21 protein-coding genes are annotated in these 24,780 nt (G+C 32.1%); 7 read left to right on the top strand and 14 right to left on the bottom strand.

What is annotated here, in order from left to right:
• Nucleotides 1–96: 96 nt before the first annotated feature.
• The 4 genes from N2712_04745 to N2712_04730 form a co-directional block, all read right to left on the bottom strand.
• Nucleotides 97–1,296 (bottom strand): bifunctional 3,4-dihydroxy-2-butanone-4-phosphate synthase/GTP cyclohydrolase II, encoded by a 1,200-nt coding sequence (locus N2712_04745; protein ID MCX8029288.1) that lies wholly within the window; start codon nucleotides 1,294–1,296, stop codon nucleotides 97–99.
• Nucleotides 1,297–1,730: 434 nt separating this feature from the next.
• On the bottom strand, nucleotides 1,731–2,630 hold the full coding sequence (locus N2712_04740; protein MCX8029287.1) for a hypothetical protein: 900 nt from the start codon (nucleotides 2,628–2,630) through the stop codon (nucleotides 1,731–1,733).
• Between the two features lie 90 nt (nucleotides 2,631–2,720).
• Entirely contained in the window at nucleotides 2,721–4,289 is a 1,569-nt protein-coding gene (gene nadB, locus N2712_04735) for an L-aspartate oxidase (protein MCX8029286.1), read from the bottom strand.
• A 22-nt stretch (nucleotides 4,290–4,311) separates the two neighbouring features.
• On the bottom strand, nucleotides 4,312–6,069 hold the full coding sequence (locus N2712_04730; GenBank protein ID MCX8029285.1) for a hypothetical protein: 1,758 nt from the start codon (nucleotides 6,067–6,069) through the stop codon (nucleotides 4,312–4,314).
• 173 nt (nucleotides 6,070–6,242) lie between these two features.
• Here N2712_04730 and N2712_04725 point away from each other — a divergent pair, with 173 nt between their 5' ends.
• Nucleotides 6,243–6,767, top strand: a complete 525-nt coding sequence (locus tag N2712_04725; GenBank protein MCX8029284.1) for a hypothetical protein — start codon at nucleotides 6,243–6,245, stop codon at nucleotides 6,765–6,767.
• On the opposite strand, the gene yidD is transcribed toward N2712_04725, so the two are convergent.
• Entirely contained in the window at nucleotides 6,764–6,973 is a 210-nt protein-coding gene (yidD, locus tag N2712_04720; protein ID MCX8029283.1) for a membrane protein insertion efficiency factor YidD, read from the bottom strand. The genes N2712_04725 and yidD overlap by 4 nt on opposite strands.
• A gap of 286 nt (nucleotides 6,974–7,259) precedes the next feature.
• Between yidD and dnaE the strand changes: the two genes are divergently transcribed.
• A complete protein-coding gene (gene dnaE, locus N2712_04715) occupies nucleotides 7,260–10,712 on the top strand; it encodes a DNA polymerase III subunit alpha (GenBank protein ID MCX8029282.1) in 3,453 nt (1,150 codons plus the stop codon).
• Nucleotides 10,713–10,813: 101 nt separating this feature from the next.
• Here dnaE and nadD read toward each other — a convergent pair whose 3' ends face one another.
• Together nadD and N2712_04705 are read right to left on the bottom strand one after the other, a co-directional pair.
• Nucleotides 10,814–11,392, bottom strand: a complete 579-nt coding sequence (nadD, locus tag N2712_04710; protein MCX8029281.1) for a nicotinate-nucleotide adenylyltransferase — start codon at nucleotides 11,390–11,392, stop codon at nucleotides 10,814–10,816.
• A 3-nt stretch (nucleotides 11,393–11,395) separates the two neighbouring features.
• On the bottom strand, nucleotides 11,396–12,157 hold the full coding sequence (locus N2712_04705; GenBank protein MCX8029280.1) for a FecR family protein: 762 nt from the start codon (nucleotides 12,155–12,157) through the stop codon (nucleotides 11,396–11,398).
• A gap of 210 nt (nucleotides 12,158–12,367) precedes the next feature.
• On the opposite strand from N2712_04705, the gene N2712_04700 reads away from it, so the two are divergent.
• Entirely contained in the window at nucleotides 12,368–13,513 is a 1,146-nt protein-coding gene (locus N2712_04700) for an HD-GYP domain-containing protein (GenBank protein MCX8029279.1), read from the top strand.
• A 58-nt stretch (nucleotides 13,514–13,571) separates the two neighbouring features.
• On the opposite strand, the gene flgE is transcribed toward N2712_04700, so the two are convergent.
• Nucleotides 13,572–14,927, bottom strand: coding sequence for a flagellar hook protein FlgE (gene flgE, locus N2712_04695; GenBank protein MCX8029278.1), 1,356 nt, complete (start codon nucleotides 14,925–14,927; stop codon nucleotides 13,572–13,574).
• A 228-nt stretch (nucleotides 14,928–15,155) separates the two neighbouring features.
• On the opposite strand from flgE, the gene N2712_04690 reads away from it, so the two are divergent.
• The 4 genes from N2712_04690 to N2712_04675 all read left to right on the top strand — a co-directional run bounded on the left by N2712_04690 (nucleotide 15,156) and on the right by N2712_04675 (nucleotide 19,684).
• Nucleotides 15,156–16,181, top strand: a complete 1,026-nt coding sequence (locus N2712_04690; GenBank protein ID MCX8029277.1) for a VWA domain-containing protein — start codon at nucleotides 15,156–15,158, stop codon at nucleotides 16,179–16,181.
• Between the two features lie 14 nt (nucleotides 16,182–16,195).
• Nucleotides 16,196–17,215, top strand: coding sequence for a sugar phosphate nucleotidyltransferase (locus N2712_04685; GenBank protein MCX8029276.1), 1,020 nt, complete (start codon nucleotides 16,196–16,198; stop codon nucleotides 17,213–17,215).
• A gap of 6 nt (nucleotides 17,216–17,221) precedes the next feature.
• On the top strand, nucleotides 17,222–19,021 hold the full coding sequence (mutL, locus tag N2712_04680) for a DNA mismatch repair endonuclease MutL (GenBank protein ID MCX8029275.1): 1,800 nt from the start codon (nucleotides 17,222–17,224) through the stop codon (nucleotides 19,019–19,021).
• Nucleotides 19,022–19,351: 330 nt separating this feature from the next.
• Nucleotides 19,352–19,684 (top strand): iron-sulfur cluster assembly accessory protein, encoded by a 333-nt coding sequence (locus N2712_04675; GenBank protein MCX8029274.1) that lies wholly within the window; start codon nucleotides 19,352–19,354, stop codon nucleotides 19,682–19,684.
• Here N2712_04675 and N2712_04670 read toward each other — a convergent pair.
• The 6 genes from N2712_04670 to N2712_04645 all read right to left on the bottom strand — a co-directional run bounded on the left by N2712_04670 (nucleotide 19,681) and on the right by N2712_04645 (nucleotide 24,711).
• A complete protein-coding gene (locus N2712_04670; protein ID MCX8029273.1) occupies nucleotides 19,681–20,469 on the bottom strand; it encodes a hypothetical protein in 789 nt (262 codons plus the stop codon). The genes N2712_04675 and N2712_04670 overlap by 4 nt on opposite strands.
• Before the next feature lie 66 nt (nucleotides 20,470–20,535).
• Nucleotides 20,536–20,874 carry an STAS domain-containing protein gene (locus N2712_04665; GenBank protein ID MCX8029272.1) on the bottom strand — a complete coding sequence of 113 codons (339 nt, stop codon included), beginning with the start codon at nucleotides 20,872–20,874 and terminating at the stop codon, nucleotides 20,536–20,538.
• Between the two features lie 225 nt (nucleotides 20,875–21,099).
• Nucleotides 21,100–21,363 (bottom strand): flagellar biosynthetic protein FliQ, encoded by a 264-nt coding sequence (locus N2712_04660; GenBank protein MCX8029271.1) that lies wholly within the window; start codon nucleotides 21,361–21,363, stop codon nucleotides 21,100–21,102.
• 12 nt (nucleotides 21,364–21,375) lie between these two features.
• On the bottom strand, nucleotides 21,376–22,320 hold the full coding sequence (locus N2712_04655) for a carbohydrate ABC transporter permease (GenBank protein MCX8029270.1): 945 nt from the start codon (nucleotides 22,318–22,320) through the stop codon (nucleotides 21,376–21,378).
• A 20-nt stretch (nucleotides 22,321–22,340) separates the two neighbouring features.
• Nucleotides 22,341–23,915 carry a sugar ABC transporter permease gene (locus N2712_04650; protein ID MCX8029269.1) on the bottom strand — a complete coding sequence of 525 codons (1,575 nt, stop codon included), beginning with the start codon at nucleotides 23,913–23,915 and terminating at the stop codon, nucleotides 22,341–22,343.
• 94 nt (nucleotides 23,916–24,009) lie between these two features.
• Nucleotides 24,010–24,711 carry a hypothetical protein gene (locus N2712_04645; GenBank protein MCX8029268.1) on the bottom strand — a complete coding sequence of 234 codons (702 nt, stop codon included), beginning with the start codon at nucleotides 24,709–24,711 and terminating at the stop codon, nucleotides 24,010–24,012.
• Nucleotides 24,712–24,780: the final 69 nt, after the last annotated feature.

The raw sequence follows: 24,780 nt of genomic DNA, 5'->3' as shown, positions 1-24,780 counted from the left end.
CAAATCTATAAATTACTTATTCGATCAATCTCAAGACACAAACCAAAAACTTAGAGCTCTCTGAAATAGTATCAAAATTTTGAGCCGAATGAAAACTCAAAACAAATCTATAAGATGTCCCATTTTTTCTACTTTGACTTTTATGTACTTTTCATTGTACTTGTTTATACCGACTATTATAGGTATTCTTTCTTTTACAACTATACCATACTCTTCTATCTTTTCTATCTTTTTAGGATTATTAGTCATAATCCTTATACTTTTAACGTTAAGATCTTTCAATATCTGGTATGCTATACCATAATCTCTAGCATCATCAGGTAAACCTAGTTTCCTATTCGCCTCAACTGTGTCTAATCCTTGATCTTGTAGTTTGTATGCCTTTATTTTATTAAGCAATCCTATACCTCTACCTTCCTGCCTGAGGTATATTAAAACTCCTCTCCCCTCATCTTCTATTCTCCTCAAAGCATGCTCAAGCTGATTTCCACAATCACATCTCAAAGAACCAAGTATGTCACCTGTAAAACATTCAGAGTGTATTCTAACTATAACATCGTCTCTACCATCTACATCCCCCTTAACCAAAGCGATATGTTCCTTACCACTTATTATTTCTCTATACCCAATTATCCTGAAACTACCGTACCTAGTAGGTAAAAAAGCATTATCAACTTTTTCTATTAGTTTCTCATTTTTCCAACGATATTTTACAATGTCTTTTATTGATATAATTTTGAGATTGAATTTCCTAGCAAACTCAACTAGCTGAGGTAATCTAGCCATAGTACCATCTTCATTAGCAATCTCACATATAACACCAACAGGATACAACCCTGCTATTCTCAGAAGATCAACTGTTGCTTCAGTATGTCCCTGTCTTGTTATAACACCTCCCTTTCTTGCTTTTAAGGGGAACACATGACCAGGTCTGTTAAAATCTTCAGGTTTTGCATCAATAGACGCAAGTTTCCTAATTGTCAAACTTCTGTCATACGCTGATATACCAGTTGTTGTTCCATCCTTAGCATCAACTGAAACAGTAAACCACGTCGAAAAGTTGTCTGTGTTACCTTCTGTCATAAGATAAAGATTTAGTTTATCAGTTAGTTTAGGATCCATAGGAACGCAAATTAAACCCCTACCATACTTCATCATGAAGTTTATCATTTCAGGAGTAGCAAACTGCCCTGCACCAACTAAATCTCCTTCATTTTCTCTGTTTTCATCATCAACAACTATAACAAGCTTACCATTCCTTAGATCTGAAATAATATCATCTATTGAACTAAACATACTTTTAAAGTATAAGAAATCACAGCAAAATAGTCAAACATTAAATTCTGAAGCTTAGTCAAGAGTTTGGTAGTTTTTTTGTAAAAGAATACTCTGAATACATCATTTTCATAACTCATCCAAGCAATCCTCAAATTTTCCTCTCTACCACACCTAAACTACCTAGAAGGTAGAAGAATATAAAATGTCCAGAATATTTCACCCTAAGTAACTTCATTATATCTCCAGCTCATCTTACCCTCCTAAGAGTCTAGACATTCCTAAACTCCCATAGATAAGGTTATCAAAAGAATTCTACTATATTCTTCCTCGGCTTGAGTAAAATACAAAACAATAAAGTTTTTGATAAAGTGATTTATATTTTTTTCTGTTAGTTATCCTTATTTCTCATTAACTCTTACCAAATTCTTATACAAATTATTAGTAAACAGAGTTTAAAGTATAATTTGTTTTAGAATATCTCTATCGAGTAGATTCAATTCCACTTTTGGATTTTCATAGATATATCTTCTTATAAACTCAGGTAGTGCGAAAGAAGATGAATGTATTTTGGCAGAATAGTAAGTTAGCTTAACATCAGAAATATGATTATAAATCTGATTTTCAACAGGATTGCCTTTAGAACCTATCACAAAACTCCAAGGATATATAAAGGAAGGCACATAAACATAATACACCCCGTAAAACCTAACCAAATCTTTGATTTGATGAATAATATGCTTAGCAACATTCGGAGTTGTAAATATAGATTCAGATTGTATCACAAAAACACCGTTCTCTGATAAACAAGAAACAACTCTACTAAAACTTTCTTTCGAGTAAAGATCAATAGCTATATCTATAGGAGCACTTATATCAAGTATTATCAAATCATATTTACTTTTAGTAGTTCTGATAAAGTCAAACCCATCTTGGTAATGTGTATGTAAAATGTCAAAGTTTGTACCATTCCAAGTATTCATATACTTTTGCGTTATATCAACAATTCTCTCATCTATTTCTACCATCTCTATCTTTTTTAGAGATGGATACTTCGACAACTCTCTAACAACTCCACCATCACCACCACCTATAACTAATACCTTTTCTGGATTCTCTATGATGGACATGGGAAGATGTACCATCATCTCATGATACATTGCCTCATCTAAATCTGTAATCATAACTATACCATCAGTTATAAGAGCTTTACCAAAAGGTTCTGTATCAACAACCTCAACAAGTTGAAACGGTGTCCTTTCCCTATAAATAATATCCTTAATTACAAATTCATAGCTAAAACCTGCCAGTTCTTCATCTCTTAGAAAATAGTTTATATACTTATTGTATGACATACTTAAATTTTATTTGATATATCCTTCCATTTTCATCAAACAAATTCCTAAACAACCAAAAAGACTTCAGAAAATTTATAAATTTCATTCCTAATCAATTCTATAATGGCTTCCTATACTCTCTCTGTTAGACCAAGCAGACAAAGCTACTAGAAATCCAGTTTGTACTCCATTTCTAAGCTCGATTATATCTCTATTTACCTTAACATCTCTGTAGAAGTCCTCAATATCATTAAGCAAGTTTTTGATATCACTCAATGCCCTTTTTAATCTTCTTCTAGTTCTAATAGGACCGACGTAGTTCCACATTATGTTTCTAATGTAATCCCAATCCTGCTTTATAAGTACTGGATCTGGATATTCCTTACCTGTATCAATCCATTCAATAACATCCGGAAATTCATTAAACGTAGGCTTAGTTATACTTTCTGATATAAATGAAGCACATCTATAACCAAAAACTACCCCTTCAAGAAGAGATGTACTAGCAAGTCTGTTGGCTCCATGAAGTCCAGTACAAGCAACTTCACCAACGGCAAAAAGTCTCTTTATATTAGTTTTTCCAAAAGTGTCTGTTTTAACACCACCACACTGAAAATGAAATGCAGGTACTACAGGAATCAAGTCTTTTGACATATCTATTCCTATACTTTCAAGAGTTGAGAATATAACAGGAAATCTACTCCTAAGTTTATCTTTTAATCCAATTCTACTAGCATCCAAAAAAACGCAATCATCTTTTGTTTCAGTAATTTCTGATATTATACCTCTAGTAACAATATCTCTTGGAGCTAACTCCCCCCTACTATCATACTTAAATAAAAACCTCTCCCCTTTAGAATTAACTATAATACCACCTTCACCCCTAACAGATTCCGATATTAGAAAATTCTTCTTAAGTGGGTGGAAAAGTGTAGTAGGATGGAATTGAGTATATTCCATATTTATTATCTCAGCACCTATCCTATAGGCCATAGCATAACCATCACCAGTAGCAATATCAGGATTTGTATTATGCAAATAAACTCTCCCCATACCACCAGTAGCCAATACAGTAGCTTTAGCAAGTATGTTTTTTACTTTGTTATTTACTTCATCGAAAACATAAGCTCCTAAACAAGTTTTGTCCTTGTACATCCTGAACTTATCTCTAGAATGAAATTGCCAAGTTATGAGATCAATAGCAATATGTTTCTCTAGAATTGTTACATTTTCAAATGTTTTCAATTTAGAAACCAGTTTTGATATAATCGCTTTACCTGTTTTATCTCCAGAGTATATTATCCTCTTTACGGAATGCGCACCTTCCTCCGTAAACTCAAGCAACCCATTCTGATCTCTTACAAACTCAACTCCTATTTCATCTATTAAAAGTTTCTTAACTATCAAATGACCATCATAAGCAACAACCTTAACTGCTTCAGGATTATTTACTCCCACACCAGCAAGAAAAATATCACTGTATATTTTTTCAGGAGAATCATTTTCACCTATATACACTATTCCACCTTGAGCATAATGAGTATTTCCATCCTCCTCCAAAGTTTCCTTGAGTAAAACCGTTACTCTAATCCCCTTTTTAGCAAGTTCATAAGCACATACTCCACCTGCTATACCTAATCCAATTATAAGAACATCTGTTATCTCAAAATCAGACATAATACGTAAAAATTATAAACCATTACTTCTGCTTATTTCCCCTTGAATCACTTGCACCTGAGAATTTAGGATTATTCACTGCAGTTATAAAACCAGTAGCATCAAGTCTATAATCTCTATATAATCCTCCTTGAAGAGTATCAGCTACAAAAGTATTATCAAAAAGCTTATGCAATATTATATCATTTATACCATCCTCATATATACCAAAACCCTTAGCACCTGAAACACTAGAAATAGTAACATTTGATATTAAAAGGTTTACAATTCCCTCTGTTTTGTACAAATAAATAACACTATTTGTTATTTCAGCCTTATTCTGAGTAACATCTAGATTAACTAAAGAAGAATTCGTTGAATCATATATACTAATGCCTGCACCATGAAGTCTAGAAGTATTATTAGCAATCTTGGTATCTATAATTAAAGTATCAATATCTCTCGCAGTAAAAATCCCGCCACCAACATTATCGGATTTATTACCAGATATTTCACTATTTTCTATTCTAGTACCTTTAGCAAACTCAATGTGAATTCCTCCACCATCTTTTTGTGAATAATTACTATTAACACTTGCTTTCAGAACATTCTTAAGACCCGTAATATAAATTCCACCTCCCTTCTCCTTAGAAATGTTTTCAGACACACTACCCAAAACAGTATTTTCTTCTCCTCTTAAGAATATACCTCCAGCAATAAGCAAAGAAGAATTTTTTGATACAAAACTATTTACAGTATTCTTAAAAACCCCCTCTAACACTATGCCACCACCACTTCTTGCAGCACTATTTTCAACTACGGTTGACTCAATGGATAAAGATACAGATTTAAAGGCATATATTCCTCCACCATCTCTAGCATTATTGTTTCTGAATACTGATTTAACAATATTACCTATACCTACATTGACAAACAAACCTCCTCCCGAGTTTTGAGCATTATTGAAGCTAAATGTATTATCAAGAACCTGAGAATACAAACTCTTATCCAGATATAATCCAGCACCTTCTCTCGAAGAATTATAGGAAATTTCCAAAGATCTTAAAATATTACTAACACCACTCACTAGCAATCCACCACCAAGTATAGCAGCAGAATTACTTAAAATAGCAACTGAAGATATATGGTTATTATTACCTACAATATAAACACCTCCTCCATTTTCAGCACTGTTTCTTATCACTCTTGAACTCAAAACTTTGTTATTATTACCTACCACACACAAACCCGCTCCATTACCAACAATGTTATTTGATGATATAACATTACTTATCGTTGAATTATCTGATTTATTCAGGTATACTCCTCCTCCATTTTTTTCATTTCTCTCTCTGTTTGTTGCACCCACAACCACAAAATTTTCAATCAAAACATTACTAACATCTCTAACCTCTATTATCGCTTGAACTTTTCTTTGTCCATCAAGTATGGAATAACCAACTATACTTGTAAAATTCTGATCATATCCACCTATAAGCTTAATATTGTGATGTTTAATCACAACACCACCAAAACCTGTAGCCAAACCATTACCAGGAATATAAACTCCTTCAGCAACCTTTATAACTCTAATACCAAACATAACTGCCTTATCTACAGCAACTTCTATAGTCCTGAAAGGTAAAACCTTAGTACCAGGATTTTCATCACTACCATTTGTAGCCACATAAACACAAGGTTCTCCTTCGTAAGGATCTCTTGAAGTCTTCTGAGAAAAAGCAAAACCAACAAAAAGAAACAATGTTAAAACCAATGTTAAACCCTTTCGAAAAACTCTCATAAAAACCTCCCTTAAAAACTCAAATTATATCTCTACGCAAACAAAGTAAAACAATTACATCTCATACCTTTCTCCTATACTCACTCATTATCAAAACTTAAAGAAATCATCCCCATGACCCAATGCTAACATAGTTGATACCAATAACTCAAACCCTAGATAATTTTATAAGTATGACTCTTGGTTGTAAAGTTTTTTTCAAAAAGATGCTAACTACTACTAAAACCTTTATATTCTTATTAACTACACTTACTTTTCTATTGGGATGCCCTCAATCAAAAAAAACTGAAACGAGTTACATCCCTGTCAAAGATAAGAAAAATATAATTCTAAACAGTTCCTCAATCTCAGAAGTAGGTCCTATACCAGAATGGGTGCTTATTTTAGAAGATCAAAGAGAAATACAAAGAACAATTGATGGTACTTTTTTCATTTTCTTACTTGAAGGAAATAGTATACAAGAAGCTGATGCTTACAAAGAATTATCAACATACCTATCATACTATCTACCAGACGAAAAGAAATTAACGTCTATGTTAAAATTAGAATTGAAAGGCAAATATTGGCAAAAATTAAATACGGGGAAATACCAAACTTTCTTCAAATACGAGATAACTCAAGATAGCATAAAGGAAGTAAAAAGAAGAAAAAACGAATTATCTGAAAAGAGTAGACAGTTTGTTGAAAAACTCGACTAAGGAACAGGATCATATCCCCCCGGATGAAAAGGATGACATTTTAATATTCTCATGATACCCAAAAAGCTACCCTTAACGACACCATGCCTTATTACCGCTTCTTTCGTATAATCAGAACAAGTTGGATAGAATCTACAAGTATGCCCTTTCACAGGACCTATATATTTCTGATAAAATTCTATCATCTTGACTAATATCCACTTCATACACAACAATAATAATAATAACTTGTTGATCATAAATCAAATCCAAAACACCTAAACGAACATCTAGACTATGTTACCTTAGATACCCTAATGACTATATTGCTATAGACACACACTCAATTAAAACTCAAATCATCAATTTTGTACCTTCTTAAAGAAAAAACTATAGTTAATGATACTAAAAACTCTAATCGACTAATAAACCCTTCACACAAACAGACTGAATGATAATTTAGATCTAAATTGAATTTTATTGTCAATATTTTTTTATTTAAAATTAAGGGCTATGAAGGAATTTGTCCATTTACACCTACATACCGAGTACAGTTTACTAGATGGTGCTTCAAAAATAAGCGATCTAGTCCAAAAAGTCAAAGAATTTGGAATGAAATCAGTTGCTATAACAGATCATGGTAACCTTTTTGGTAGCATAGAATTTTACAAAACATGTAAAGAAAATGATATAAAACCAATTATAGGGGTAGAAGCATACTTAACTGAAGATATGCACAAGAAGGAAAAATCGACAAATTCTAATCCTGATAGTCTTGACAAACAATATTCTCATCTAGTTTTACTAGCCAAAGATATAAAAGGATATAAAAATCTTGTTAAATTAGTTACTAAATCTTACTTAGAAGGATTTTATTACAAACCTCGTATAGACAAAAAACTACTCGAACAACACAAAGAAGGGTTAATAATTCTGAGTGGGTGTATAGCAGGAGAAATTCCACAACTCATTCTAAAAGGGAATTACAAAGAAGCACAAAAAGTAGCAGAATGGTATATATCCAATTTTGGAAAAGAAGATTTTTACATAGAGATTCAAAGACATGAACTAGAAGAAGAGAAAATATTAAATCCAAATCTCATCAAAATTGCAAAAGACATGGGACTAAAAATTGTTGCAACAGGTGATTCCCACTATCTTACAAAAGAAGATGCCGATATACATGATGTTCTATTGTGTATTCAAACTGGAAGCAAAAAATCAGACGAAAAAAGATTTAGGTTTTCGAATAATTCATTCTACCTAAAGTCTATCCACGAAATTGAGAAAGATTTTGGAGAAATACCCGAAGCTATAAAGAATACTGTTGAAATAAGTGAAAAGTGTAATCTTGAAATACCATTCAACAACAAGGAGTTAATGCCAAATTATGGGCAAATAGATGATGCAGATAAAGTATTAAGAGAAATGGTATTAGATAATCTCAACAAAATGTTCGGGGGGAAAATACCAGAAGAGTATAAAGAAAGAGCAAATTACGAACTTGAAGTTATAAGAAATATGGGTTTCAGCAACTATTTTCTAGTAGTTCAGGACTTTGTAAACTGGGCTAAAAATAACGGTATACCTGTAGGACCCGGTAGAGGATCTGCAGCAGGAGCACTAATTACCTATGCAACAGGTATAACTCAAATCGATCCCATTAAGTATAATCTACTCTTTGAAAGATTTTTAAACCCAGAAAGAGTTACAATGCCAGATATAGATGTTGATGTAGCAGATAGGGATAGAGACAAAGTAATACAATACTTAGTCAACAAGTATGGTAAAGATAATACTGCAAATATAATAACTTTTGGAACACTACAAACCAAAGCAGCGATTAGAGATGTTGGAAGAGTACTAGGAATACCTCAACAAAAAGTTGATACTATTGCTAAATCTTTGTCAGATGTTGATAGTATATCTGAGGCTAAGACTGTAGTGTCTGAGGTAAGAGAAATCTATAACAACGGTACAGATATAGAAAAAGAATGGATTGAGACAGCAGAAAAACTTGAAGGTATAGTTAGACACGCATCAATACACGCTTCAGGAATAGTGATCTCGTCAGTACCAATATACGAATACATAGCACTATATAGAGATCCTAAAGAAGGCACAATATCAACACAAATATCCGCACAATATCTTGAAGAATTAGGCTTCCTTAAAATGGATATACTTGGTCTTGCTAACCTTTCTGTTATACAAGACACATTAAAACTAATAGAGGAAACTAAAGGGATTCAAATAGATATTTCATCCATTCCTCTAGATGATAAGAAAACATATCAACTGCTATCTTCAGGAGAAACTGATGGTATATTTCAAGTTGAGTCAGATGGTATGAAAGAAATGCTTAAAAATATGAAACCATCTTGTATAGAAGACATAATAGCAGCACTTGCATTATACCGACCAGGTCCATTAGGATCAGGTATGGACAAACAGTACATAAATAGAAAACACGGGAAAGAAAAAGTAGAGTATCCTCATAAAGATTTGGAAGATATACTCAAGGAAACTTATGGAGTTATACTTTACCAAGAGCAAATAATGAAAATAGCACAGAGAATATGCGGGTTTACACTAGGCCAGGCAGATAACCTAAGAAGAGCTATAGGTAAAAAGAAAAAAGAGATAATGGAACAGATGAAAAATGATTTTGTCAGAGGAGCAATTTCTAATGGGTATGATGAAAACTTTGCAAAAGAGTTATTTGACACCATAGAAAAGTTTGCCGAATATGGTTTTAACAAATCCCATAGCGCAGCATATGCTATAATAACTTATCAAACAGCATATCTCAAAGCTCATTATCCACTTGAGTATATGACTGCACTGATAAACTCAGAGGTTGGTAAATTCGAAAAAATGGTACATTATGTCTCAGAAGCAATCAGAATGAATATAAAAATACTACCACCACATATAAATAAAAGCAAAAAGTTCTTCTCGATCGAAGAAACAAACAATGGACTAGGAATAAGATATGGATTTCTAGGCATAAAAGGGTTTGGTGAATCTTCAGCAGATGATATACTGAACGACAGAGAAAAGTACGGAGAATACAAAAGTATTGAAGAATTCTTTGAAAGAACTTCCAAATTTCTCAAGAAAAATTCATACGAACCATTAATCAAAGCTGGAGCATTAGATCCAATTCTAGAAAAAAGAGATAAATTAATCTCAAATCTGGATAAGATAATAAGCTTTTTCTCATCTGTTTCAAAAGACAACGAATTAGGACAAAACAACTTATTTATTCTCAAAGATCCTAAAACCCAAACAGAACTTAGAATAACATCGCTTTTTGAAAATGGAGAAATTCCAAAAGATACCATACTAAACTATGAAAAAGAAGTATTGGGTGTCTTCCTATCGCATAATCCGCTAAAAGAATATTGGAAAGAAATAAAAAACTATACAAACTTTGAGGCTGATTATATTGACATCCTACCAGAAGGTTGTCCCTTCACTGTAATGGGTATGATAACAGAAATAGAAAGAAAAGAAACAATAAAAGGAAAAATAGCAAACATAAGAATATCGGATTACTATAGCAAGAAGATAACACTGTACTTATCCGTAGAAGCAACCAAAACTTATGAAAATCTACTACAGCAAGGTAAAATTCTGCTATTCAAAGGAGTTATAACAAAGAATACCTTAGGTAAATCATTCCCAAAAGTATCTAAAATATTGGGAATATCAGAATATGGCAAAGATAAAGTCACAGAACTTCACATAATTATATCTCAAGATACTTCCAAAGATGAACTCGATAAAATAAGGAACATCCTTAAAGAAAAAAATGGAAAATGTATCACATACATAGGAATTGTTGGTAATGGTGGCATAAAATACTTTAGAACCTCACCAATTTATGGGGTAAAACCCTCATCAGAAGTTTCAATAAAACTCCGAACCATAAAAGGTGTAAAATCATTCTGGTATTACTAGTAAACCTAAACATCTTTGATTAAAAAGTCACATACAAACAAAATATATAGTCTATAAAAATATCATTTAAGTTACTAAAAAGCAGATAATTCTAATCAAAATTACATCAAACTTTTTATGTACTCATAAACTCTATCGTGAACTAGATACCTAAAATCTTCCTTTCTAACTATCATCTTTCTTATAATAGTTGAGCTTATTTCGATAACAGGAGACTGTAAAACAAAAACTTTATGCTTAAAACTTTCCAAACACTTAGGCAATTCCAAACTACTTCCCAATCTAGGATAAACAATTATTTTGCATTTCTGAATTATCTGCTCATAATTTTTCCACTTACAAAAACTTTCAAAACTATCACTACCAAGTACTAGGTAAATATCTGCACCATTATAGAGATTACTAAAATAATCTACAGTAAGATATGTATAAGAAACACTTTCAGATAAAATCTCAAAATCCGATAACTCAAATTTCTCGTTATCTAGTATTGAGAGATTTATCATCTCAATTATTTGCTTATCTGTAAACATTTTTTGACGGCCAAGCTTAAATGGAGACACCTTTGCTGGTACAAAGACAACTTTATCTAATGTAAATCTAACCAAAGCAGTATTAGCAACTATTAAATGTCCTATATGTATAGGATCAAAGGTACCGCCAAAAAGACCTATTTTCATCTATTATTCTTCAAACATTTTTGATGGATCCTTAAGATATTCTTTTTTCTTTCTCTCAAGCTCTTCTTTTCTCTTTTTCTGTAAATCTCTTAACATTTTCATCCTTTGCGAAAATCTCTCTCTTTCAGAAGCAATAATAGATTTCTTTTTACTATTCAAAAAAACGCCATACTCACCTTCTTTACCTTTCCTTAAAAAAGAAGTAGCATTTATCACATCTATTTCTGATATTTCTATCTTCTCCCCTGCATTAAGTAAAGTCGAAAACATCAAAAGATCACTTTCTACCTGTGAAACAAGCGGAGCAACTTCTACTTTACCCTCAAGAACGTAAACCCTTGTTGTCATATCAGCAACTTCTATCACAAACTCTGTACCCCTAACAGTAGCAAAAGCCGTTGATGTTTTAATGCTCAAAGAGCTATTTTGAGAAAATATACCTTTAACTGATAGTATTATATTACCATTAACACTCAATTTGTCTCTCTTGCTCTCCTTAGCAATACTTTCAATCTCTTCAAATTTAACCGAAGTATTTGGTTCAACTTTTATATATCCTCTTCTATCAACTGATATGTAACATTCAGAATCCCTACCAGTTTTTATAGTATCCCCTTGCTTTATGATATACCCAACTTCTACTATTGAACTCTTCCCCTTGTTTAAAACATAAACATCACCTATTGAAGTATCAACAACATATTTCTGCCCATAAACAAAACTAGATATCATAATTACAAGAATCGAAAATATAATTCTTCTCATACCTACCTCCAAACAATATTATAACTTTCACAAATATTTTTTTCAAAAAGATCCTCAAAATTTAGCTAAAATATAATTACTAAATATCACCCTCACAATTTCCTATGCGAATATATAAGATACTATATATTCCTGTAATTATAACTAAGATCAAATCTCTGTTTCTATTGAAACAGATCATATATTAGTAGTATAATTACGTCATAAATCATGGGAACAGGTGAAATAAAATACGACATACTAGTTGATTTTCTAAAACCCGGCATGGTGCTATCAGGAGATTTATTTTCAAAAGAAGGTATCTTTATATGGCCTGCTAAAAAGCCTCTAACTCCCAACATAATTAATCAACTCAAAACCCAAGGTATAAAAGAATTATACTACACCAAAGAGATAAAAAAAGATCTTTCGGAAATATATCCTCCGATGTTTTCAGAAGAAGTCAAAGAAAAAGCAAAAGAAGTTATAAACAATGTTTTACACCAACTCAAAGAAGACAATAAAATAGAAATATCAGAAGTAAAAAGGATAATAGAACAGCTATTTAAAGAAATGATTCAAAAACTCGGAAAGGCAGTAATAAACCTTTCTATTGTAAAAAACTATGATGAATACACTTACGTACATTCTGTGAACGTAACAATACTTTCAATGTTTTTCTCCAAATTTTTAGGTGCTAGTGATTTTGTAACAAAAGAAATAGGAACAGGAGCAATACTACATGACATAGGTAAGGTAAAAATACCAACATCTATACTTTACAAACCTGGAGAACTCACAGAAGAAGAATTAACGATAATTAAAAAGCATCCAATAATAGGATATTTCGCGATAAAAGATGAACCTACAGTAAGCACATACGCTAAGAAGATAGTACTCTTTCATCACGAGAGATACGACGGCAATGGATATCCTTTGGGAATAAAGTTCGATAGAATAGGGAGATATCCTCAAATTGTTAGTTTAGCAGACGTATTTGACGCTCTTACTTCAGAAAGACCTTACAAACAAGGAATGACCATAGCACAAGCGCTAGATATAATAATGAAAAGATCAGGTACACACTTTGAGCCAATGTTAGCCCAAAGATTTGTAATAGAAATGGCTAAGTTATACAATTTACCATCACCATATACCGTAGGATCATTTGTATTACTGAATACTGGTGAAAAAGGAATAATAATACACAAAGACAGTGAATACTCTATAAAACCCACAATACTACTTATTGAAAATTCTCTCGGTAAGGTAACGAGCAAAATAAAAGTAAATTTACAACTAGATCCACACCGATATATAGTAAAGGTAATAACAGACATCGACGAAGTTGAAAGGTTAAAGATATTAATAATGTGAATGAAAAGGGAGAACCTACTTTTGGCCCTCCCCTAGAAAATAGGTGGTGCGATACCTATTATCTCTTGAGATTCAGTATTTCTTGTAGCATCTGATCCGTCGTTGTTATTGTTCTCGAATTTGCTTGGAATCCTCTTTGTGTAACGATCATATCAACAAAAGCATCAGATAAATCAACATTAGACATTTCCAATGCTCCTGAGTATATCTTACCTTTACCTTTTATCTCCGCTGGACTTATATCTGCAAGTCCTGAGTTCATGGTTTCAATGTACAAATTTTCACCAACCTTCTCAAGACCTTGAGGATTAGTAAATCCAGCCAAAGCTACTTGTCCTAAAGGTTCTTGAAGACCGTTAGTAAAAACACCTATTATAGTTCCCGAACTGTCTATCTTAAAGCTCTCAAGATACCCCATAGCATGTCCATCTTGATCATAAACTGAAGCAGTTGAAGGAGAAGAAAACTGAGTAATACTATTTTCAATACTACCTACAACACCTAATTCTACTTTAACAGTCTGTCTAGTACCATCTGGTAGAGTAAAACTCACATTAGCCATGAGAGTACCAGAATCCATAACCGTAGGATTAACACTATTATCAGAAATACTTCTTAAAGTGCCCTTATTATCAAAAACAATAGTAAACTGATTATTATTATCAACTTTTTCTTCACCAACACTCACAACAACTCCACTAGAATTTTCGACATTAACAGTAGCAACCCAAGTATTTAGATCTGTTCTTACAAAATCAATAAACATTCTATATCTATTCCCATACGAATCAAAGATATCCACACTAGTTTTGTGAGTGTACTTCTCTCTATCTAAAAGACTGGACTGTGGTGTTAGTACTGGTGTTCTACCATCCAAATTAGACCTATACTTGACCACAGTCGTAGCCGCTGCTGGACTTTTTGCTCCTCTAGGAATAACAAGATCTTCAATTTGACCTGAAGGATTTATTATTATCTCACCAGTTTCTAATTTTTGTGCCTTCCAACCTTGAACTTTAAAACCACTTGAGTTAACCAAAGTACCATTTTTATCTATATAAAAATTACCAGCCCTTGAGTAGAAAAGTTGATCACCCTTTTTAAGAACAAAAAATCCCTCACCCGCTATAGAAAGATCAGTATTTATACCAGTTGTCTGTATGCTACCTTGAGTCATGATCTTGTCTATGCTAGCAACTGTCATACCAAGTCCTATTTGCTTTGAATTTATACCACCCCTCTCATCAGTAGGTTTAGCTGATGCTTCTACCATTTGTGAGATTATATCTTGAAACGTAACTCTCTCTCTCTTAAAACCATAAGTATTAACATTTGAAATGTTATTACCCAAAACATCCATCCTAACCTGATGGTTAACCAACCCAGATACACCAGAATACAAAGACCTCATCATAATGCCTATCTCCTACATTACAATTATTATTTCGGAAAGTCCTATAATGACTTAAGGATAAAACAACAAAAATTAATCACTACACTAAACCCAAAAATCTCATTCCATAATCAAACAACTTGATTCTTTTATCAAAAGATAATTAATCCACTGTTGGAACATTTTTTAAATTTCACCAATTTCTAAAATTATTGAAAAATAGTACTATCTCAGTTTAGTATAACTAATATGAAAAGAATTCCTTTTTTTGTAGTAATACTAGTTTTGATGATACTTACGTTCTTTAGTAAACAAGCATATTCTGAAAATTACATAATAGTAATCGATACTTCGCTAAGTATGAACAGAAAGGTCATTGATGGAGTAAGAGTATATGATGTAGCTTTGAGATCTTTATCAAACTTCATATTTTCCCTAAAAAATGGTGATATTGTATATATTGTTGACTTTAATGAAATAGTAAATATACGTCCTCCTATTGAAATAAAAGATGAATACAACAAAGAAGTTATTTACAAAGTGATGAGCGGTACACAACCCTATGGTAAATGGACCTTCACATACAAGATGCTAGAAGAAGTAGCAAATCTCATAAAAGTCAGCAATATGTCATCCCAAAATACAAAAGTCATAATAATATCAGACGGTATCGATGATCCACCTATAAAAACAAAAAAATACATAGTTGACTTGGAAAAATTATCAACATTATTTGAACCACAACAACTAGTGTATTTCATATCCCTCGAGAAACTTATTTCCAAAACACCTCAAAAAAAAGAATCACAACTATCAAAAGCACTCAAAGAAGTAGAACAAGTAAAATTTATCGAAGTAGATCTAACAAACCACACCGAAACTTTGATAACAGAAACAGTTTTAGGAAAGAATGTTACATTATACCTTATAATACCAATATTACTTATATTACTACTACTACTCCTTCTCACTATGCCAAAAATATACATAGTAAACAAATCTAAAAAAGTATCAAACATCAGTGTACTAAAATGTTCATCAGATAAATTCAAGAAGGATATCACTATAAAAGGATACAAAATCGTCATATCTTCTTCTAAAGGTAAGGTAACGCTACCTAACTGGACATATAATGGATATATTACAATAAGAGCAACTAGAAAAGGTTATAGAATCTTCTTTTCTAAAAAAGATAATGTCACAATACCTAATGGAACCTTCCTTTTCAAAGGAATGAGATTTGCAGCAGGTAACTATATATTTGAAGTTGATTAAATTCGGAGGATAAAATGGGGTTGAAAGTAATAATACCTGTTGCAGGTAAGGGAACCAGATTAAGGCCACATACTCTACTAATACCAAAAACTCTCATAAACGTAGCAGATAGAAAGATTATAGACTACATAATGTATATGACTAGTAATGTTGAAGTTGAAGAGTACATATTCGTAATAGGGTATCTAGGCGAACAAATAGAAGAATATGTCAAAAAAGCATATCCGAAAATAAGAAAGACATTTGTAATCCAAGAAAATCCAAAAGGTTTAGCTCATGCTATAAGCATAACAAAAGATTTCATATCACCAAAAGACAAATTGCTCATAATACTAGGAGATCTAATATTTTTCACAGATGTTAAAAAAGTACTTCAACAAACTCCCCAAGGAGAACATAGCATAGGAGTCGTTAATGTTGAAGATCCACACAAATATGGTGTTGTAGTATTAGGAAGAGATGGTAAATATATAAAAGAAATGGTAGAAAAACCTTCAAAACCTATTTCAAATCTAGCAATATCAGGCATATACTACTTTACCGAAGCAGAACCTTTACTAAATGCAATAGATTATATTATCGAAAACGATATAAGAACAAAAAATGAATACCAACTAACAGATGCAATGATGGATATGATAAAAAGGGGACACAAAATAAGTATATTTGAGACTTCAGAAGTATATGACTGTGGTAGCAAAGAAAAACTCATCGAAGCAAACAATAAACTTCTAACAAAGTTTCACAATGAAAGCACAATAGGTATAAATGTAAAAAACTCCATAGTAATACCACCTGTTTATATAAGTCCAAACGCCTTAGTTGAAGATTCTGTAATAGGACCTTTTGTATCAATCCACGAAGGTGCTACCGTAAAAAATTCAATAATAAGAGAAAGTATAGTAGAAGAAAGAGCAAAAGTCGAAGGTATGATAATAGAAAGAAGCTTAATAGGACAGGATAGCATAGTCGAAGAAAGTTTCAGAGAGCTTAATATAGGTCCCCATTCAGAGTATAAGAAAAAAGGTTTCTAACTCACTATGGGGAAAATAAGAATACTCGACGAAGATACTATATCTAAAATATCAGCTGGCGAAGTAATTGACAGCCCTTATTCAGTAGTAAGAGAACTAGTTGACAACTCAATTGATGCAGGAAGTACTAGAATAATAGTAAACGTGTTAGAAGGAGGTAAAAAGCTCATAGAAGTATTAGATGATGGTGAAGGAATGGATAAAGAAGACCTAGAAAAATGTTACCTAAGACACTCAACAAGTAAAATAGAAAAGTTTGACAACATATATAGCATTACAACAATGGGATTTAGGGGAGAAGCACTAGCAAGCATAGCAGAAGTTTCAGAACTAGAAATAATATCAAAAAGAAGAGAAACAAACGAAGGGTACAAACTTTCAGTCAAAGGAGGCAAATTTGAATCACTCATACCACACCCATCAAAAGACGGTACTACTGTAAAAGTAAAAAACCTATTTTTCAACATGCCGCCAAGAAGAGAATTCTTGAAAAGCACTACCACAGAATTTAAAAACATTTTGGATATTTTCATAAAGAAAGCAATTCCGTTACCACAAATAAACTTTGAACTATATCATAACCTAAAAAAAGAACTCATCTTACCCAAAACAAATTCATACTTAGAAAGAATAATGTCCATCTTCCCAGAAATAAAACAACTTACTTACATCAAAAAAACTTTCGAAGACATGGAAATTGAAATACTATTCTCAAAACCTTCAGTTACAAGACAAACTAGAAACTTACAACACATATATGTTAATAGCAGATTCGTTGAATCAAAAACATTTTTAACAGCCGTCTCAAATGCCTACTCAAATTTAGTTCCAAAAGGTAATTTTCCAATAGTATTCTGTTTTGTAAAAGTAGATCCGTCGCTTATCGATGTTAACATACATCCTGCCAAAAAAGAAATAAAATTCAAAAACGAAGGTAAACTATTTCACTACATAATATCTACAATAAAAGAAGGATTATCTGAATCCAATCAAACACTAGATATTGAAGAATCTCTTAAATTCAACCCTATAGAACAAAGTATCAAATCCTCACTGGAAAGTTTTCTAAAATCAAAGGAAAAAGAATATGAAATCCAAAAAATCAAAGAATCAAAAAACCAAGGTAATACGCTTTTAACAACACTTACTCCGATTACAACCCCAGAAAATACGTACCCACCTACTTCTATCAACAAATCAGAAATCAATCAACTCCAAACCAGAATTTCACAAAAATATAGATTCATCGGAATTGCTTTTAAAACCTACCTAATATTCGAAGAATTAGGCACAGACAGATTATTAATCCTAGATCAGCACGCCTCAGATGAAAGACTTACATTTTCAAAACTATACAAACAGATAATCGAAAATAAATCTCTATCAAAACAAATCTTAATATCACCAATAACGATAGAAGTATCATCTATATGTACAAACATAGTAAAAGAGAAAATCAAAACTTTTGAAAAACTAGGGTTTGAAATAAAAATTCAAGATAAACTTTACATATATACTGTACCTTCATTCTTTAGTAAAAACATAGATCCAACTAGTAGCATAATCGAAATTTGCGAAAAACTACAAGAAGGAATAGAACCTAGCCTAGAAAATATCTTAGAGATACTATCAATTATTTCTTGCAGAAGTTCAATAAAAGCAGGTGATATAATATCCCCAATTGAGGCATACAAGCTACTAGAAGATGTTATGTCAATAGAAGATAAATATTCTTGCCCACACGGAAGACCAACTATGGTTTACATATCTAAAAAGACACTAGAAAAGATATTCTCAAGAAAATAAACTAACATCAACAAAACAACCTTACGGAAACAATCAGAACAACTCCGTTCTAACTTCAACATTTTGCATTCAAACTCAAACATAGCTCAACAAACAGAGTAATTGACATAAACATTAAAATATCTCATCAGTTTTTATCTTGAAAACAATTAGAAAACTAAATATTCTATTCTAAAATGAAATTATATTATTCACTCTATAGGGAAATACAATTCTTCGAAGAAGAAAACAATAAATCAATCTATAACCTAGGCGAAACATATAGATTATGAAAACTAATATTGATTTCAAAAAAAATTTAATTATATTCTAAGAAAATGGAGGTCTTTTATGATAAATCTTACAGAGAAAGCAGCAAGTGTACTGAAGAAAATATTTGAAGATAATAACATAACTAATGGTTTTCTAAGATTCATAGTAATGGCAAACGGTTGTGGATGCTCAGGACAAAAATATGGACTTTACATTGATGACAAAAAACAGAATGATGACTTAGTTTTTGAAAGCAATGGATTGACAATAGTAGTAGATCCTATAAGCTACGAAGAAGCAAAGGGATCCACAATCGATTATGTAAAAGACGAAATATTTGGAGAAGGGTTTAAAGTTATAAATCCTAATGATAGTTGTGGATGTGATACCGGTAGCTGCAAACAAAACTAGTTAGCTAACACTACTATAACTGGGTTTCTACCACCCAAAATCTTTGTATAAGAAGATACAATTTTATTATTACTATTTCTAAATTGAGCTTTAACAACTATTGAATATTTTCCATTAGGCAATAATTTGTTATCAAGGTTTTTACCTCTCCAATATACAGTAAGCTGACTTCTACCGTCTACTACGCTTATCTTTCTACCAATTCCTATTAAATTCTTTTTTACTAAAAACACTTTATAATTACTAACATTCTTGTAAGGTATAACATAAACGCTATAATCAACATACCAAATATTTTTATTACCCACGTAAACTACAGATGTTATTTTACCAGGATTGTTAAAGTCAACAAATTTTCTGTTCTTTGAAAAGTAAGAGAAAAATAACTTAAGATCCATTCTAGGTTTTTTAGAATCATTCCCTGGTTTACGACTTAATTTTTGAGTTTTTACATTTACAGGTTTCGGTATAAATTCCTGTTTAACTTCCTCAGTAACCACTTCTCGAGGCATAACCTTTTCTTCTACAATGATGTTTTTATCAACATTCGTCTTCTTTGTTTTTGTTCCAAAAAATTCATCAGTATCAGGAGGTAGAGACATTTGATTTGTATTAGTTTCCAACATCTTCTGCTCCTCTTGCAAAAACTTAGGAACACCAATATCTTTAAGCTCTGTTTCTTTCTGCTCTACTTCTGATATTATCTGAGAAGTATTATTTTCCTCCTGTCTGCAGGATAAAACAATAAGAAAAAGCGGTATCAGTAATAATAAAAGAAACCTCATAAAAGAAATATCGTTTAGTATTAAATACTTCTAAAGTGAAAGGGCCTCAAGCCCTTCACCGACAATTTATTGATTAAAAGAACTAACAGCGTTATCGACGGAATCGTATATATCAAAAAACCCCGTTAACTTCGTAAGTTCAAAAACTTTCCTTACAGAAGCATAAACATTAGCGAGCTTAAGCCCCCCACCTACTTTCTTAAGATTTGAAAGACTTGATATTAAGACACCTATACCAGAGGAATCAATATAACTAACCTTATCAAGGTTAACAACAATATTAACCTTCCCTTTTTCAATTTCCTGTCTTACAAGCTCCTTTATCTGGGGAGCATTATAAAGATCAATTTCACCATTAACATCAAAAACAACAACATCTCCTATTTCTCTCCTCGAAATTTCCATAACAAACCTCCAAATCAAGACAAATATATATTACACTCAAAGTATAAAAAACCAAATCATAACTTTCAATAAACTACTACTTATTTTCTAACGACTAACCTAAAAGCAATAAACTTTCACCTAAAACTTAAACACATTTTCCTCGACTTCGTTACACATACAATTTATCGGTTTTATGGATGAACTTACTTTATTGTCATGAAGATGCATTTCTAAAATACACTATTACTTTATCGCCGTAACCATAAGATCGAAAAGTCTCAAAGTGAAATCTGTAAAAATTCTTATGAGTATTGGCCCCAATATCAGTATAAGTATCCCAACCGCTATGAATTTAGGTACAAATGTAAGAGTTTGCTCTTGTATAGAAGTAGTTGCTTGGAATATACTTATTACAAGCCCAACTAATAGCGATACAATAAGAAACGGCAGCGAAAGAACTGCCGTTTGAACTAAAGTTTCATTAAGAAGCCTTATAATCAAACCCATTTCATCCATAAACTATCTTCCACCAAATCCTGACAACATTATACTTTCTGTAAAGAATCTCTGGTTAAAGATGTATATTATAATTACGGGTACGAGTGCTATAAGAGATGCAGCCATTACAAGCTCCCACTGAGACCCATAAGCTGTCTGGAATGCTGTTAATCCGACAGGTATGGTTTTTATCTCCTCAGAGTTCAAAACTACAAGAGGCCATAAGAAATCATTCCATTGGAACAGAAATGTGAAAGTACCTAATGTAGCTAAAGCACCTTTTGACAACGGTAAGATAACATGCCAAAGTATCTGCAATCTACTAGCACCATCAATAAAAGCAGCTTCTTCTAAATCATAAGGTATAGATACAAAAAATTGTCTAAGCAAAAATGTACCAAACGCTGAGAACAAAGCAGGTAATATAACCGCAGTTAGAGTATTCACAAGTCCCAATGCCTTAAACAGTATATAAACAGGTATCATTGTAACTGTAAAAGGTATCATAAGGGTACCTAGGTAGAGTAAGAATATAGCATCCCTACCAAACCATCTAAGTCTAGCAAACGCATAAGCAGCTAAAGTACAAGTAACAAGCTGTCCAAAAGTAGTCACCGTAGCAACCAGTAAACTATTTCTATAATACTTATCAAAAGGAACTGATATCCATGCTTTAACAAAATTAGCCCACCAAGCTCTAACTTCAGTATATCCTTCTTTATACCCACCTACCACAAAATTGTTGTTTTTGTCAACATAAATATACCCAAACCTTTGGGGAATAAACCTCTTATCATATATATCCTCAGGATCCTTTAATGATGTCGATATAGTCCATAGAAAAGGAAGAACCATTGTCAAAGCACCTATTGACAAAATTATGTACGCAAAAAAGTTTCTTATTCTTTCTTTCCTTTTTCTTTCTTCAACTAAACTTTGACCATAAAAAGCCTCTCTAGTGGCCATACAAAACCTCCTTTAAATTCTTACCAAGAAGAAGAGGTAGATTCTCTACCCATTCTCCACTGAATGATAGTAAATATCATCATGACAAAGAAAAGAAATACAGAAAGCGCAGCAGCATACCCCATTTGGAACCACTGGAATGCATTATTATAGATGTAGTAGACTATTGTTTTAGTAGCACCGGCAGGACCACCACCTGTTAGAACATATTGAGAACCAAAAGCTTGAAAACCATTTATAACACCTATTATTACTATGAAGAAGTTAGTAGGTGCAAGCATAGGCCAGGTTATGTAGGCAAACTTCTGCAACTCATTAGCACCATCTATATCAGCAGCTTCATATAGGAACGATGGTATCTGCTGTAAAGAAGCAAGATATACTAACATAGTATAACCAACATTCTTCCAAACATCCATTACTATTATAGCAACTTTAGCCCAATTACCATCTCCTAGCCAGCTAGGTGGATTTATAACACCTATACTTTTTAACAACTCATTAAGTAACCCTTGATCATTATATATCCATCTCCACAACATAGCAACCGCAACTAGATTCGATATGTAGGGTAAGAAATAAAGCGTTCTAAAGAATGTTATACCCTTGAGTTTCTGATTTAGAGCAAGTGCCAAAATTATGGCAAATGCCATACCAAGAGGTATCTGTAACATAAATATAAGAGTATTTATAAAATACCTCCAGAAATCCTTATCTCTAGTAAATAACCTCTCAAAATTATCAAGTCCTATAAACTGTATACCAGTCTTACCTCCTACTAAAGAAGTATCAATATAACCTCTAACATCCTTTACAGGTAAATCATTCTTGGGAATAAGTATAGTCCCTTCTTGAAGATTATATTCATCCCCTGTCTTCAAAGAAGATATTTTAACAGGGTACTCAGAGTTTGTTGCTCCCTTAAGGATAGTAACAGATTCTTCAGTTATTCCAACAAAAGTAATACTCTTTGAATAATTCGCCTTGATAGATATACTGGACGCCTCAACTTCTAGACCTTCTTTGTAGACACCACTCACAACTTTACTAAACTTACCGTAAACCTCAAATGAAGCTCCAACAGATACTTCAAATTCACTTTCATTAACAAAACTTACAATAACATTGGTTGTTATAGGTTCTCCATTCTCATCTGTATATTTAACAATAAACTCAACTAAAAATTCACTATTAGCAGGAAAATTAAAAGTAAACTCCTCTTTACCTCTAACAGACATAGGTAATACGGTTGTCTCACCTAATTTAGGTAGTTTATAAACAGATGATTGCAGTATAGATTGATCAATTCTAGCAGAAAACTTCTTAGTAACTTCAACGTCTGACTCTATAATGGTACCTTTAGGTATATATATATCCTCTCGAGCAGGCGAAGTTGTAATAAAATAGATTTCTCCTTTTGCCTTAGAGGGGTAACTTATACCATCCCACTTTGCTAAAGCAAGAAAAAATACCGCAACTACAGGAAACGCAGTTATAAGCAAAAAACCAAAAAAGTTAGGTGTTAGAAAAGCAAAAGCAGTAAGAAATTCTTTTATGGCTTTCTCCCTTTTTATCCTTCTAGCAAGCTTATCCATATTACTCCTCCAGATTGTTTATTATAAATTAAAAATGTTTGGGTATAGATTTTCAAGATTTTTAGAAACTAATATATCAAAACACTAACCAAACTCAGTTTGATAGAACTGATATCCTAGCGTCTACTAATCTACCTTCTACAAAAATATTGGTAAAAAGGCCTAAAGTAATTTTATCAAAACTAAACCTATCAATAACATTAAATCCTGATATTTTCTTAAACTTTACAAAGTTTCTTTTAGAAATTGAAGCACTATCAAACTGCATGTGTTTCTTTAAAGAAATATTTGTAAACGAGAGGTTATATAATACCAAAAAATCAGACAATTTTGACAAATCCTTATCACTGATAAAAAACATAAAAAGCGGAATATCAAAAAAATTCATATAATTTGTTGAAATTGAAATCACATAAGTCGTATCGTCAGCATTCATAAACATATCTAAACGAAATCCTTCACGATTATTATTTGTTAAAAAGCCAAATATTTCTCTATCGCCAAACTCTAACGAGAACTCCTGCTCTAAGACATTTGTAGTGTTTCCCAAAGAGTACTTTGAAGTAACAGTTGATGTAATTTGATACCTTGCAGGAACTCCCTTGAGAGTTTTCGTCAAAACTTCAGAAGTTAAATATCTAGGATATTCATCGTAATTGTACCTAACAGAAGTAAGATATCTGTATTTACCATCAACCAACACACTATAATCCAACGACAAAATGATATAGTTAGTACCAAAAGTACTATTCAAAACTAAAAGACAGATTATCAGAGATAGAATTGATCTACCCATGTATATACTTTCGTCTAATAAGCCAAATACTTGAGTTTAAAAAACTGCAATTTGATTCTCGGAAAGTTA

It is taken from the genome of Brevinematales bacterium (assembly GCA_026415355.1).
Lineage (GTDB): Bacteria > Spirochaetota > Brevinematia > DTOW01 > DTOW01 > SKYB106.
This window is presented reverse-complemented; position numbering and strand designations above follow the sequence as displayed.